Source organism: Streptomyces hyaluromycini, from assembly GCF_002217755.1.
GTDB lineage: Bacteria > Actinomycetota > Actinomycetes > Streptomycetales > Streptomycetaceae > Streptomyces > Streptomyces hyaluromycini.
The window spans coordinates 343,064-356,740 of sequence record NZ_BCFL01000019.1 but is presented as its reverse complement, the minus strand read 5'-3'; the positions used below and the strand labels follow the sequence as shown (position 1 = coordinate 356,740).

Genomic DNA, 13,677 nt, shown 5'->3' with positions numbered 1-13,677 from the left:
TCTTCACAGGGGCTTCACGGTCGGGCTCCGCCCCACAGTCCGTCCGCCGTCAGGCCCAGCAGGTCGATCGCGTTCCCGCGGACGATCCGCTCCACCGCGTCGGGGGCCAGGTGGCCCATCTGCGCCTCGCCGACCTCCCTCGACTTCGGCCAGGTGGAGTCGGAGTGCGGGTAGTCGGTCTCGTACAGCACGTTGCCGAGGCCGATCGCGTCCAGGTTCTTCAGCCCGAAGGCGTCGTCGAAGAAGCAGCCGTAGACGTGCTCGGCGAAGAGTTCGGAGGGCGGGCGGGTGACCTTGTCGGCGACGCCGCCCCAGGCGCGGTTCTCCTCCCAGACGACGTCGGCGCGTTCCAGGATGTAGGGGATCCAGCCGATCTGGCCCTCCGCGTACATCACCTTCAGGCCGGGGAAGCGCTCGAACTTGCCGCTCATCAGCCAGTCGACCATCGAGAAGCAGCAGTTGGCGAAGGTGATGGTGGAGCCGACGGCGGGCGGGGCGTCGGCGGAGGTGGACGGCATCCGGCTGCTGGAGCCGATGTGCATGGCGACGACCGTGCCGGTCTCGTCGCAGGCGGCGAGGAAGGGGTCCCAGTCGTCGGTGTGGACGGAGGGCAGCCCGAGGTGCGGGGGTATCTCCGAGAAGGCGACGGCGCGGACGCCGCGGGCGGCGTTGCGGCGGACCTCGGCGGCGGCCAGCCGGGCGTCCCAGAGCGGGATGAGGGCGAGGGGTATCTGACGGCCCTGCGCCAGCGGGCCGCACCACTCCTCCACCATCCAGTCGTTGTACGCCCTCACGCAGAGCAGGGCCAGTTCGCGGTCCTTGGCCTCGGTGAAGGTCTGCCCGCAGAAGCGGGGGAAGGTCGGGAAGCAGAGCGCGGACTGGACGTGGTTGACGTCCATGTCGGCGAGCCGCTGCGGCACGTCGTACGACCCTGCCCGCATCTGCTCGTACGTGATCACTTCGAGCTTGATCTCGTCGCGGGAGTAGCCGACGGCGGTGTCGAGGCGGGTGAGGGGGCGGTGCAGGTCCTCGTAGATCCACCAGTCGCCGGTGGGGCCGTCCTCGCCGGGCCTGCCCATGACCGGCTTGAAGCGGCCGCCGAGGAAGCTCATCTCCCTCAGCGGGGCCCGGACTATGCGCGGCCCGGTGTCCAGGTACTTCTTCGGGAGGCGGGACTGCCAGACGTCCGGCGGCTCCACGGTGTGGTCGTCGACGGAGATGATCAGCGGAAAGGTGCCGTCCTGGGTGTCCATGGCGCCCACGGTAGCGCCGATCTGACGAACCGTCAGCTGTCGCGATGACGGTTCGTCAGGCGGACGGACGGCAGTCGCAGACCGCGTGCCGCGCCAGCACGGCCGGCTCGTCGTCCTCCAGCCCGCGGGTGCGGCGGGCGGCGGGGCCGTAGGCGACGCAGGTGCTCACGCAGGTGCAGAACACCTGGTCGCCGCGGGTGATCCGGCTGGTCAGCTCGAAGGACAGGCGGCGGACCGAGCTCACGGTGGTGCTGATGACGGCCGGTTCCGGGCGGAGGTCGAGGGCCTCGGTGCAGTCGAGTTCGTGGCGGGCGTAGATGACCCGGACGCGAACGGCCTGGCCGGGCTGTCCGGGGTGGCCGTGCTGGAGGTAGAAGAGGTCCACGTGGGCGTCCTGGATCATCTCCAGGAGGCGGACGTTGTTCACGTGGTTCATCGGGTCCAGGTCGCTCATCGGGACCGGGCGGCTGTAGAGGTGGGGGCGGTGGTGGTGCGACGGCGCCGGGGCGGGAACCGTCGGGGCCGCCAGGGCCCGCAGGGTCGCATGGCTCACCGGCCCGCTCCGAGCGCGTCCTCGTGGATGCGGGCGGGGTCGAGGCCGCGCTCGGCGAAGGCGGCGGCGAGGGCGTCGTACCCGGGGAGCTCGGCGAGGCCGCCGGCGCCGTCGAAGAACTCCGGGAACAGGCCGTCGTAGGCCATGTGCGTGGGCGAGCACAGGACCGTCGGCACGCCCCACCGGGCACCGAGCAGCAGGCCCGCGAAGCCGTAGACGTCGTACAGGACCAGGTCGGGGCGGTCGTGTTCGTACGCCCTGGTCAGCGCGGGGAGTGAGCCGAGCGAGGCGTGGACGGCGCGGGCGAAGCCCTCCGCGAGGCGCTCGGGCGCGTCCGAGCCGTCGCTCTCCACCGGGTAGACGACGGGCTCGGCGCCGGCCGCCTCGCGGAGTCCTTCCGGCACGAACTGGTCCTGCTCGCGGAGGCGGGCAGGTGAGGATTGCGTGTCGCCCTGTGATCGGTATCTCCCCCGGCTGACGCAACCCGCCCGGACAAGGCAGACTGACGGGGTGAAGCGGGATGTCTAGGGGGACGGGCATGGACGGTGGACCACGGGTGCCGGAGCAGCGGCGCGCCCCCTCCCCGGCGGAGGCGGCGGCGTTGCGCTTCAGTGTGCTCGGTCCGGTGCGCGCATGGCGGGCCGAGGAGCCGCTCAACACCGGCTCCCCCCAGCAACGCGCCCTGCTCGCCGCCCTGTTGCTGCGCGAGGGGCGCACGGCGACCGCGGCCGAGCTGATCGACGCCCTGTGGGGCCCGGAGCCGCCTTCGCAGGCACTGGCGGCGGTACGGACGTACGCGTCCCGGCTGCGGAAGGTCCTGGACCCCGGCGTCCTGGTCAGCGAGTCCGGCGGCTATGCCGTCCGCGGGCTCGGCGAGGGTGCCCTGGATCTGGCGGTCGCCCAGGAGCTGGCGGCGGAGGCGGAGAAGGCGAGAAGCGGCGGGGACCTGCACCAGGCACGGGAGGTGCTCGGGCGGGCGCTGGCCCAGTGGGACGGCGAGCCGCTGGCCGGGGTGCCGGGGCCGTACGCGGAGACCCAGCGGGTCCGCCTGGAGGAGCTGCGGCTCCAACTCCTCGAATCCCGACTCGACATGGACCTGGAGCAGGGCTGCCACGCGGAGGCGGTGTCGGAGCTGACGGCCCTCACGGCGGCCCATCCCCTCCGCGAACGCCTCCGTGAACTCCTCATGCTCGCCCTGTACCGCAGCGGCCGCCAGGCGGAGGCCCTCGCGGTGTACGCGGACACCCGCCGGCTGCTCGCCGAGGAACTCGGCGTCGACCCGCGCTCGGGCCTGCGGGACCTGCAGCAGCGGATCCTCCAGGCCGACCCGGCCCTGGCGGAGCCCTCGGCCCCGGCGGCGGAACCCGCCGCCGTCCAGGTCCGCCCCGCGCAACTCCCGGCCACCGTGCCCGACTTCACCGGCCGCTCCGCCTTCGTCACCGAGCTGAGCGAGGTGCTGGCCTCGGCGGAGGGCCGGGTGATGGCCGTATCGGCGCTGGCGGGCATCGGGGGCGTCGGCAAGACGACCCTCGCCGTGCACGTCGCCCACCAGGCCCGGTCGGCCTTCCCGGACGGCCAGTTGTACGTGGACCTGCAGGGCGCGGGCCCGCGGGCGGCGGAGCCGGAGACGGTACTGGGTTCGTTCCTGCGGGCCCTGGGCACGCCGGACTCGTCCGTCCCCGACTCGCTGGACGACCGGGCGGCCCTCTACCGCTCGGTCCTGGACGGCCGCCGCGTCCTCGTCCTGCTCGACAACGCGAAGGACGCGGCGCAGGTACGTCCGCTGCTGCCGGGCACCGAGGGCTGCGCGGCGCTGGTCACCTCCCGCGCCCGGATGGTCGACCTCGCCGGGGCCCATCTGGTGGACCTGGACGTGATGTCCCCGGACGAGGCCCTGCAGCTGTTCACGAAGATCGTCGGCGAGGAGCGGGTGGCCGCGGAGCGGGAGGCCGCCCTGGACGTGGTCGCCGCGTGCGGCTTCCTCCCCCTCGCCATCCGGATCGCCGCGTCCCGGCTCGCCGCCCGCCGCACCTGGACGGTCTCGGTGCTGGCGGCCAAGCTCGCCGACAAACGCCGGCGCCTGGACGAACTCCAGGCCGGCGACCTCGCGGTGAAGGCGACCTTCGAACTGGGCTACGGCGCCCTGGACCCCGCCCAGGCGCGGGCGTTCCGCCTGCTCGGGCTGGCGGACGGGCCGGACATATCGCTGGCCGCGGCCGCCGCGATGCTGGACCTTCCGCCGGAGGACACGGAGGACCTCCTGGAGGCCCTCGTCGACACCTCCCTGCTGGAGTCCGCGGCCCCCGGCCGCTACCGGTACCACGACCTCGTACGTCTCTACGCGCGTGCGTGCGCGGAACGGGACGAGTGGCCGCCCAGCGAGCGGTCGGCGGCGGTCTCACGGTTGCTGGACTTCTATCTGGCGACGGCGGCCGGGGTCTACGCCCTGGAGCGGCCCGGCGACCGGCTGGTGGACCACCTGGCCACCCCGGAACGCCCGGGGCTGGTCTTCGCGGACCGGCACCGTGCGCAGGACTGGCTGTACGCGGAGGCGGTGTCACTGCTGGCGTGCGTACGGCAGTCGGCGGGCTCGGGACTTCTCGCGCGGGCCGTCGACGCGCTGTGGGCCGCCGTGGACCTGGCCGAGTCCGGCACCAACTCCAAGGAGTACGCGGGGGTCGCCGCGACGCTGTGCGAGGCGGCACGGAAGGCCGCGGACCCGCGTGCGGAGGCCCGGGCCCTGATCACCCTGGCCTACGCCCACAGCGTCACCGGCCGGTTCGACCTGGCCGACGAGGAGGCCCGCCGGGCCCGCGAGCTGACGACCGCGTCCGTCGATCCCCTGGCGAGCTGCTGGTCGTCCAACATCCTCGGGGTGATCGCGCTCTACCAGAGCCGGAACGACGACGGCGAGGCCCATCTCAACCAGGCGATCGAGAACTTCCGCGCCTGCGACGACAGCCCCGGCGAGGCGAGTGCCCTGTGCAACCTCTCCCGAATCCACCTGGCCACCGGGCGGACCGAGAGCGCGGTGACACTGGCCCGGCAGGGCACGCGGATGTACGACGCCATGGGACACGCCCTCAAGGGCGCCAACGGCCGCTACGCGCTCGGTCTCGCCCTGACCCAGCACGGCGCGCTCACCGAGGCGACCGCTCGGCTGCAGGAGGCCCTGGAGGTGTTCCGGGACAGCCGCCAGCGCCTGTGGGAGGGCATGTCCCTGTTCCGCCTGGCCGAGGCCGATCTCGCCGCCCGGCATCCGGGGCAGGCCGCCTCCAACGCCGAGGCGGCCCTGACCGTCCTGCGCGGCATCGGCGGTGACTGGCGGCGGGCCAACGTGCTGGTCGTCCTCGGGCAGGCGCTGAACGGCATCGGGCAGCCCGGCCGGGCCCAGGTGTGCTGGCGCGAGGCACTGGACCTGTTCGAGGCGCTGGACGCTCCGGAGGCCGACCAGGTCCGTGCCCTCCTCCAGCCGCTCGCGATGGCGTAGCCCGGGGGGCAGCCGGGCGGGCAGAAAGGCCTGCCCGGACGTTCATCGTTCGTTTATCGCCGTCCGTCACTCTCGTGGTGTCGTTCCGCCGCGTCGGGGGGCAGACGGGGCGACCTGGACCGTTGCACTACGGTGAGCGGTCACCATGCCTGTCCGGCGGGCTCGGGGGAGCCGCCGGACAGGCGGTCCATGTCAAGGCACCGAACTGTCAGGGGAGGCAGTGAACATGAGCAACGGCAACAGCACCGACAACATCCACGCGACGAGCACCGAGGACGAGACGACCGTCACCACGGACAACATCCACGCGACGAGCGAGCCGCTGGCGACCGGGAACCCGTTCGAGGCGGACGAGGAGACGGCGGAGGCCGGCACGGCCAACATCCACGCCGACAACATCCACGCCACGGGCGAGACCGCCTGACAGGACCACACCGGGACGGGGAACGGCCGCGGCGGCGCGGAGGGGGAGCCGTCGCGGCCGACGTGTGTTCAAGCCCGGTCGGCTACAGCCTGGGCCCGCCGGCCCGCAGTTCCCCCTTCACCACCTTCCCGCTCGCGTTCCGTGGCAGCTCCGCCACGAACTCCACCGTCCGCGGGACCTTGTAGTTCGCCATCTCGCGCCGTGCCCAGGCGATGAGGTCGTCGGCCGTCAGTACCGCCCCCTGCCGCCGGACCACGAAGGCCCTGCCGACCTCGCCCAGTCGCGCGTCCGGTACGCCGATCACCGCCACGTCGGCCACGTCCGGGTGGAGGCCGAGGAGCTGCTCTATCTCCGCCGGGTAGGCGTTGAAGCCGCCGACGATGAACATGTCCTTCAGGCGGTCGGTGATGCGGAGGTTGCCGGCCGGGTCGAGGACGCCGATGTCGCCCGTGCGCAGCCAGCCGTCCGGCGTCAGGGTTCCGGCCGTCGCCGCCGGGTCCTCGTAGTAGCCGCGCATCACGTTGAAGCCGCGGACCAGGACCTCCCCGGGTTCGCCGGGCAGCCCGTCCACCCGTACCTCCGTGCCGGGGATCGCCCGGCCCGACGTCGACGCGATCACCGTCGGGTCGTCGCCCCGGCGGCACATCGTCACGATCCCGCTCGCCTCGGAGAGGCCGTAGGCGGTCAGCACCGTCTCGACGCCGAGTTCGCCGCGCAGGCGCTCGACGAGGAGGAGGGGTACGACCGCCGCCCCCGTCACCACCAGCCGCAGGGCGGAGAGGTCGTGGGTGTCGCGGGCCGGATGGTCGAGGAGGGACTGGTGGAGGGTCGGGGGGCCGGGGAGGACCGACACCCGCTCCGACGCGATGTTCGCGAGGGCCGTCGCCACGTTGAACACCGGCTGCGGGATCATCGTCGCCCCGCGCATCAGGCACGCGATCACCCCGGCCTTGTAACCGAAGGTGTGGAAGAAGGGGTTGACGATCAGGTAGCGGTCGCCGGTGCGCAGGCCCGCCAGGTCCGCCCAGATCTCGTACGCCCGCAGGGTCTGCGCGTGGGTGATCATCGCACCCTTCGGGCGGCCCGTCGTACCGGAGGTGAAGATGATGTCGGAGAGGCGGGAGCCGTCCAACTCGGCGGATTGGGCGGCGACTTCAGCGGCGGCGACCCCCTCCCCGGCCGCCAGGAAGTCCTTCCAGGTACGGAAGTCGACGGGCGCGTCCTCGGACAGCACCACCACGTCCCGCAGGGACGGCAGGCTCGGGAGGGGGCCGCTCCCGTCCCCCTCCCCCGCCGCCCTCCGCAGCGACGCCACGTACGAGGTCCCCAGGAAGGTCCCCGTCACGAACAGCAGCCGGGCCCCGCTGCGGCGCAGCACGTCCGCCGCCTCTGTTCCCTTGAAGCGGGTGTTCAGCGGGACCAGCACCCCGCCCGCCGACACCGCGCCCAGTGCCGCGACGATCCAGTCCAGGGAGTTCGGCGCCCAGATCCCCACCCGGTCGCCCGTCTCCACACCGGAGGCGATGCACGCGGCCGCCGCCCGTTCCACCCGGGCGCCCAGTTCCGCGTACGTGATCCGGGTCCGGCCGTCCACCACCGCCTCGACGTCCGCGTACCGCTTCGCCGCCGACCGCACCAGTCCCGGAACGGTCCCCCACTCCATGTCACCGCGCACAACCGGCCTCCCCGGACGCATAGCTGACTGACCGTCAGATTAGCTGTAGCCTGACGACCTGTCAGCAAGCCGCGACAGCCGTGGAGGTGCGGGCACATGGCCGGTCTCAGGGGCATCAAGGACGCCACCGCCATCGTCGGGATCGGGCAGACCCCCTTCGCCAAACAGCTCGGCGAGGACGAGAAGACCCTCGCCTGCCGGGCCGTCCTCGCCGCCCTCGACGACGCCGGCATCGCCCCCGGCGAGGTCGACGCCCTCGCCTCCTTCACCATGGAGGAGACCGACGAGGTGGAGCTGGCCAAGGCGGTCGGCTTCGGGGATCTGACCTTCTTCAGCAAGGTGGGGTACGGCGGGGGCGGCTCGTGTGCCACGGTCGCGCATCTCGCCGCGGCGATCGCGAGCGGGCAGGCGAGCGTGGGCGTGGCATGGCGGTCGCGCAAACGCGGCTCCGGCCCCCGCCCCTGGACCAACACCACCGTCCAGCTCCCGACCCCCGCCCAGTGGACCCGGCCCTTCGGCCTGCTCCGGCCCGCGGATGAGATAGCCATGCTCACGCGGCGCTACATGCACGCGTACGGCGCCACCCGGGATCACCTGTTCAACGTCGCCCTCGCCTGCCGCAACCGGGCGAACCAGAATCCCGCCGCCGTGATGTACGACCGTCCCCTCACCCGCGAGATGTACATGACCTCCCGGTGGATCAGCGAGCCCCTCTGCCTCTTCGACAACTGCCTGGAGACGGACGGCGCGCTGGCCTGTGTGGTCGTGAGCAGCGAACGCGCCCGGGACTGCCGGCGCAGGCCCGTCTACGTCCACTCGGCCGCCCAGGGCCTCCCCGCCCAGCACCACGGCATGGTCAACTACTGGAACGACGACCCCCTCACCGGCCCCGCCTGGACCGCCGCCCGTCACCTGTGGAAGCACGCCGATCTCACCCCGGGCGACGTCGACGTCGCCCAGATCTACGACGCGTTCACCGCCCTCATACCGCTCTCCCTGGAGGGGTACGGCTTCTGCGGGCGGGGGGAGGGCGGGGCGTTCACGGAGGGGGGCGCCCTGGAGATCGGGGGGCGGCTGCCCCTCAACACCGGCGGCGGCGGTCTCAGCGAGGCCTACGTCCACGGGTTCAACCTCATCACCGAAGGCGTCAAGCAGCTGCGCGGCACCAGTACCGCCCAGGTGCCGGGCGCCGCCACCTGCCTGGTCACCGCCGGCGAGGGCGTCCCGACCTCCGCCCTCCTCCTCACCAACCGGAGCTGAGATGCTGCGACCGGCCACCGACACCGACGGCGCCCCCTTCTGGGAGTACGCGGCCCGCGGCGAACTCCGCGTCCAGACCTGCGCCGACTGCCACGAGCCCCGCTTCCCGCCCCGGCCCTGCTGCCCGCACTGCCAGTCCTTCGCGAGCGAGTGGCGGCCGACGAGCGGGCGGGGGCGGATCTGGTCGTACGTCGTCCCGCATCCGCCGCTGCTCCCCGAGTACGCGGCGCAGGCGCCGTACAACGTCGTCGTCGTGGAGCTGGACGACGCGCCCCGGGTGCGGCTGGTGGGGAACGTGGTGAGCGAGGCCGGGGCGCCGCTCAACTCCCTCCCCCTGGACCGGATCCGGATCGGGGCCCGGGTGCAGGCGGTCTTCGCGGACGGTCTCCCGCAGTGGGTCCTGGAGCGGTCGTGAGCCTGCGCCTGGACACGGACAAGGAGAGCGGGGTCTGCGTCCTGACCCTCGACCGGCCCGAGCGGCTCAACGCCGTCGACCTCGCGACGGCCACCGAACTCTCTTCCGCCTGGCGGGCGTTGCGCTTCGACGACGCCGTACGGGCGGTCGTCCTCACCGGGGCCGGCGGGCGGGCCTTCAGCACCGGTCTCGACCGGGACGCCGTCGTACCGCAGCCGTCGTCGCCGTACAGCCAGGACGATCCGCTGATCGCGATCGGCCCCAAGTCGAACGACCTGTGGAAACCGGTGCTCGCCGCGGTGGCCGGGATGGCCTGCGGGGGTGCCTTCTACCTGCTGGGCGAGTGCGACTTCGTCATCGCCGACGAGACCGCGGCCTTCTTCGACCCGCACACCTCCTACGGCATGGTCAGCGCGTACGAGTCGGTGCTGATGGCGCAGCGGATGCCGTACGGGGAGGTGGCCCGGATGGTGCTGATGGGCAACGCCGAGCGGGTCTCGGCCCGGCGGGCGTACGAGGTGGGCCTGGTGTCGGAAGTGACGGCCGCCGGGAGGGCGTTGGAGGCGGCCGTGCGGTGCGCTTCCGTCATCGCCGGGTATCCGACGGAGGGGGTGCAGGGGAGCGTGCGGGCGCTGTGGGCGGCGAAGGAGGCGGCGCGGGAGCGGGGGTGGGCCCAGGCGCCGCACCTGATCAGCCTGGGCAACCTGCCCGACGAGCGGCAGGCGGAGCTGTTCGCCGACCGGCCGCGTACGGCTCCTCGTACCCGCTGAGGCACCACGTGGCGGCGCGGGGAGCCCGGGCGTACCGTTCGCTGTGGGAGCCGACTCCCACCCCGAGCGGCGGCCGCCGTGCGCAGCCCTTCCGTGCGACCAACTGGTACGACGGCCGTCCCGGGCAGCGCCGAAGCGCCGAAGAGAGTGCCACTTGATGCCGCCGGGCGCCTGCGGCTACGTCGTGGCCGTTCACGCAGTTCCCCGCGCCCCTAAAGGGGCGCCGGTGCAGCGCCCCTTCCTTTAGGGGCGCGGGACTGCATCCGAACTGCGGCTCCACCGCACGGGCACAACCAGCACCTCACAGCCGACAAGGCGACAGCCAACCCAGGGGCGCGGGGCCGTATCCGAACTGCGGCTCCGCCGCGCGGGCGCGACCAGCACCTCGCAGCCGACAAGGCGACAGCCAACCCAGGGGCGCGGGGAACTGCGCGACAAGCCCCCGCGGCGCCGCAGTGACCCCACGGCGCGCACCCCTACGGCGCGCTCAAGCGGTCCGCGCCGTTCCGGTGCCCTTCTCGGCGTCCAAGGCGTACACGCAGCGGTCCTTGCTGCACGCGTACACCACCCCGTCCCGCACCACCGGTGACCCGGTGATCTCGCCGCCCGTGGCCAGCTTCCAGCGCAGCCGGCCGTCGTCGGCCTTCAGGGTGTAGAGGAGGTGGTCGGTGGAGCCGAAGTGGATGCGGCCCTCGGCGACCGCCGGGGCGCCCACGACATCGCCGCCCGCCTGGAAGCGCCACTTGGGCGTACCGGTGACCGCGTCCAGGGTGTACAGCCCCTTGCCGCTGCCGACGTGGACGTGGCCGGCGGCGACGAGTACCGGCTCGACGGAGGCGCGGGCCTCCGTCGCGATGCGCCAGCGGTCGCGGCCGTCGGTGGCGTCGAGGGCGTAGACGGTGCCGAGGTAGTCGGCGAGGTAGATGCCGCCGCCGGCGACGGCGGGGCCGGGTACGTAGGCGGGCGGGGAGAGGAAGACGGCCGGGGCCTCGAAGTGCCAGCGGACCCGGCCCGTCGCGGTGTCGAGGGCGATCACGCGGGTGCCCGCGGAGGCGTACACGAAGCCGTCGTCGGCGTGCGTGAGGCGGACCGGGACGCCGCCGCAGGAGGCCGCGTCGCCGATCGGGTAGGACCAGCGTTCGTCGCCGGTGCGGGCGTCCAGCGCACGCAGGCGCGCGTCCTGCCAGACGTAGACCGTGCCCTCGTGCAGGGAGGGGCCGGACTCGGGGGTCTCGAAGTCGGTCTGGGCGCCGGACAGCTCCCAGAGTTTCTGCCCGTTGGAGGCCTCCCAGCCCTGGACGCCGCCGCCCCGGGTGCCGGTGACGAGGGTGCCGCGGTCGGCCTTGAGGGCGTACACCCAGGCGTCGGTGGACAGCCGCCACAGGTCGCCGCCCTCGCGGGCCTCCAGGGCGAACAGGGTGGGACCGTCGGAGGCGTGGATACGGCCGTCCGCGACCGCCATGGACCAGGCGACGTCCCGGGTCTTGAAGCGGCGGCGGCCGGTGGCCACGTCGAGGGCGTGTACCTCGAAGGAGGTGACGTAGACGAGGTCGCCGTCGACGGACGGGGTGCCCCAGACGTCGTTGGACATCCGGAACCGCCAGGGCCGCCAGCCGGACGCCGTCTCCGGGGGCAGGCCGGGGACCGGCGGTACGGCGGGGTCGGCGCCGTTGACGCCGGGGTGCGGGCGGGACCAGCTGGCCACCAGGCCGGCCTCGGGCGGCGGTGCCTTCACGGCGGCGGCGCGGGCGTCGGCGACGCGCGGGCCGGGGCCGATCGGCACCTGGGCGCCGGCGAGCCGGACCGGCCCGGGGTCGGGGCCGGGGGCGCCGACGGGGACCGGGGCCGGGACCACGGGGTCGTAGGAGGGCGGCGGCGGGACCGGGAGACGGCCGGCGCTGCGGGCGCCGGACGGGCCGGCGGAGGGTTTCACCGCCGGGCGGCCGCCGCGGCGGGACTCGATCAGCCCGACCGCCTTCTCGGGCAGCCAGGCGGACGCCGTACCGCTGTCGTCGGAGCCGGAGCCGAAGAGGTGGGGGGCGAGCTGGGCCTGGAGGTCGGCCGGGTTGGGGCGGGCGGCGGCCTCCATCTGCATGCAGGACTCGATGAGGGGGCGGAGCTCGTCCGGGAGGCCTTCGAGGTCCGGACCCTCGCGGAGCAGCATGAAGACGGTCTCGACCGGGTTGGCGCCGTGGAAGGGCGGGTGGCCGGTGGCGGCGAAGACGAGCATGGAGCCGAGGGAGAAGACGTCGCTCGCGCCGGTGACGCTGCGGGAGTCCTTGGCCTGCTCCGGGGACATGTAGGCGGGGGTGCCGACCGCGACGTTCGTCATCGTCAGCCGGGTGTTCGAGACACCGGAGGCGATACCGAAGTCGATGACCCGGGGACCGTCCTCGACGACGAGGACGTTGGAGGGCTTGAGGTCGCGGTGGACCAGTCCGGCGCCGTGGATCGACTGGAGCGCCTCCGCGACGCCCGCCGCGAGCCAGCGGACCGCCTGGGCCGGGAGCGGGCCGCAGTCGTTCACTATCTCTTCGAGGGAGGGCGCCGGCACGTACGCGGTCGCGAGCCACGGCACGGCCGCGCGCGGGTCGGCGTCGACGACGGCCGCCGTGTAGAAGCCGGAGACCGCGCGGGCCGCCTCCACCTCACGGGTGAAGCGGACCCGGAACAGCTGGTCCTCGGCGAGCTCGGTCCGGACGGTCTTGATCGCCACGCGCCGGCCGGACGCCGAGCGCGCCAGATAGACCAGCCCCATGCCGCCGGCCCCCAGCCGTCCCAGCACCTCGAACGGCCCGATCCGCCGCGGATCGTGCTGCGTCAGCTGATCCACCACTTGCCTGCCACCTCCCCGTACGGGCCTCGTCCACCCACATATGTACGCGACCCCGTGCAGCGTCTCACCACCGCACCGCCGTGGCGGCACGCACCCCGATTCTTCCTGGCCCGGGCACAGGTTGCGAACCCGGTGATTAATCGGGGTGTCCCATGACAAAGTGAGACATTTATCTACTGAATATGCGCCGAGACCCGTCTGTTTCCGGCCTCAGCGTTCCAGCAGCGCGAAGGACGCCCCTTGATTGTCGGTCACGACGGCCACTTTTCCGTACGACGTCTCGAAGGGCGGCGCCTGGACCCGGCCGCCCAGCTGCTGCACGGCCCCGACCGCGGCCGTCACGTCCCCGGTGCGGAAGTGGACGACGAACTGGGACGGCATCCCGGCCGCGAACACCTCGGTCACGGGAGCGCGGCCGAAGTCCGGGTCGGCGCCGGCGCCGAAGAGGGCGTCGGCGAAGAGGCGGCCGTAGAAGGTGTTGGCCGCGTCGGTGTCGCTGGTGTAGAGCTGCGCCCAGGCGAAGGTGCCGGGGGCGTGCCGGACGCCGAAGCCGGGGTGGACGGCGGCCTGCCAGAGGCCGAAGACGGCGCCCGTGGGGTCGGCGGCCAGGGCGGCGGTGCCGAGGTCGCGGACGGGCACCGGGTCGTTGACGATCTGTCCGCCGGCGTCGAGGACCCGGCGGGCGAGGTCGTAGGCGTCCGGGGTCGCGAAGTACACCGTCCAGACGGTGGGCATCCGGCCGTCCCGCTTCCGTGCCAGCCTGGCGACGGCCGCGCCGTCGAGCCGCGCCCACACGGCCCCTCCTCCGGCGTCCTCGAAGGTCCACCCGAAGAGCCCGCCGTAGAACCGCTTGCCCGCCTCGACGTCGGGGAGCTGCACGTCCACCCAGCACGGGACGCCCTCCGCGTATCCGGATGCCCTGTTTTCGGCCATGTCGTCAAAGTAACCGCCCGGCCCGCACCGCGCAGAGCAGCCGCACCCGGCCGGATTGACCGGCGCCT

At 73.3% G+C, this 13,677-nt stretch carries 11 protein-coding genes; 5 read left to right on the top strand and 6 right to left on the bottom strand.

Features of this window, described 5'->3' with window-relative positions; genetic code table 11:
- Positions 1–14: 14 nt before the first annotated feature.
- From SSP29_RS19475 to SSP29_RS58520, 3 genes are read right to left on the bottom strand one after another with little or no spacing between them, the layout of a single operon-like run.
- A complete protein-coding gene (locus SSP29_RS19475; protein ID WP_089101969.1) occupies positions 15–1,253 on the bottom strand; it encodes an amidohydrolase family protein in 1,239 nt (412 codons plus the stop codon).
- Between the two features lie 55 nt (positions 1,254–1,308).
- Positions 1,309–1,806, bottom strand: coding sequence for an acyl-CoA thioesterase (locus SSP29_RS19470; protein WP_089101968.1), 498 nt, complete (start codon positions 1,804–1,806; stop codon positions 1,309–1,311).
- Positions 1,803–2,210, bottom strand: a complete 408-nt coding sequence (locus SSP29_RS58520; RefSeq protein ID WP_089101967.1) for a glycosyltransferase — start codon at positions 2,208–2,210, stop codon at positions 1,803–1,805. Before SSP29_RS58520 ends, SSP29_RS19470 begins: the two co-directional genes overlap by 4 nt.
- 134 nt (positions 2,211–2,344) lie before the next feature.
- On the opposite strand from SSP29_RS58520, the gene afsR reads away from it, so the two are divergent.
- Both afsR and SSP29_RS19455 read left to right on the top strand, forming a co-directional pair.
- Positions 2,345–5,296: an SARP-family global regulator AfsR gene (gene afsR / locus SSP29_RS19460; protein ID WP_089101966.1), complete on the top strand. Its 2,952-nt coding sequence runs from the start codon at positions 2,345–2,347 to the stop codon at positions 5,294–5,296.
- A 226-nt stretch (positions 5,297–5,522) separates the two neighbouring features.
- On the top strand, positions 5,523–5,720 hold the full coding sequence (locus SSP29_RS19455) for a hypothetical protein (protein ID WP_089101965.1): 198 nt from the start codon (positions 5,523–5,525) through the stop codon (positions 5,718–5,720).
- Between the two features lie 82 nt (positions 5,721–5,802).
- Here SSP29_RS19455 and SSP29_RS19450 read toward each other — a convergent pair whose 3' ends face one another.
- Positions 5,803–7,395 (bottom strand): FadD3 family acyl-CoA ligase, encoded by a 1,593-nt coding sequence (locus SSP29_RS19450; protein ID WP_275539766.1) that lies wholly within the window; start codon positions 7,393–7,395, stop codon positions 5,803–5,805.
- Positions 7,396–7,491: 96 nt separating this feature from the next.
- On the opposite strand from SSP29_RS19450, the gene SSP29_RS19445 reads away from it, so the two are divergent.
- Genes SSP29_RS19445 through SSP29_RS19435 form a run of 3 tightly spaced genes read left to right on the top strand, consistent with a single transcriptional unit; the run spans position 7,492 to position 9,840 of the window.
- Positions 7,492–8,655 carry a lipid-transfer protein gene (locus SSP29_RS19445; RefSeq protein WP_089101964.1) on the top strand — a complete coding sequence of 388 codons (1,164 nt, stop codon included), beginning with the start codon at positions 7,492–7,494 and terminating at the stop codon, positions 8,653–8,655.
- A 1-nt stretch (position 8,656) separates the two neighbouring features.
- A complete protein-coding gene (locus SSP29_RS19440) occupies positions 8,657–9,070 on the top strand; it encodes a Zn-ribbon domain-containing OB-fold protein (protein ID WP_089101963.1) in 414 nt (137 codons plus the stop codon).
- Positions 9,067–9,840 carry an enoyl-CoA hydratase/isomerase family protein gene (locus SSP29_RS19435; RefSeq protein WP_089101962.1) on the top strand — a complete coding sequence of 258 codons (774 nt, stop codon included), beginning with the start codon at positions 9,067–9,069 and terminating at the stop codon, positions 9,838–9,840. Before SSP29_RS19440 ends, SSP29_RS19435 begins: the two co-directional genes overlap by 4 nt.
- A 487-nt stretch (positions 9,841–10,327) precedes the next feature.
- On the opposite strand, the gene SSP29_RS19430 is transcribed toward SSP29_RS19435, so the two are convergent.
- Positions 10,328–12,676 (bottom strand): outer membrane protein assembly factor BamB family protein, encoded by a 2,349-nt coding sequence (locus SSP29_RS19430; protein ID WP_089101961.1) that lies wholly within the window; start codon positions 12,674–12,676, stop codon positions 10,328–10,330.
- Positions 12,677–12,886: 210 nt separating this feature from the next.
- Entirely contained in the window at positions 12,887–13,609 is a 723-nt protein-coding gene (gene kbpA / locus SSP29_RS19425) for an AfsK-binding protein KbpA (RefSeq protein ID WP_089101960.1), read from the bottom strand.
- Positions 13,610–13,677 lie beyond the last annotated feature (68 nt).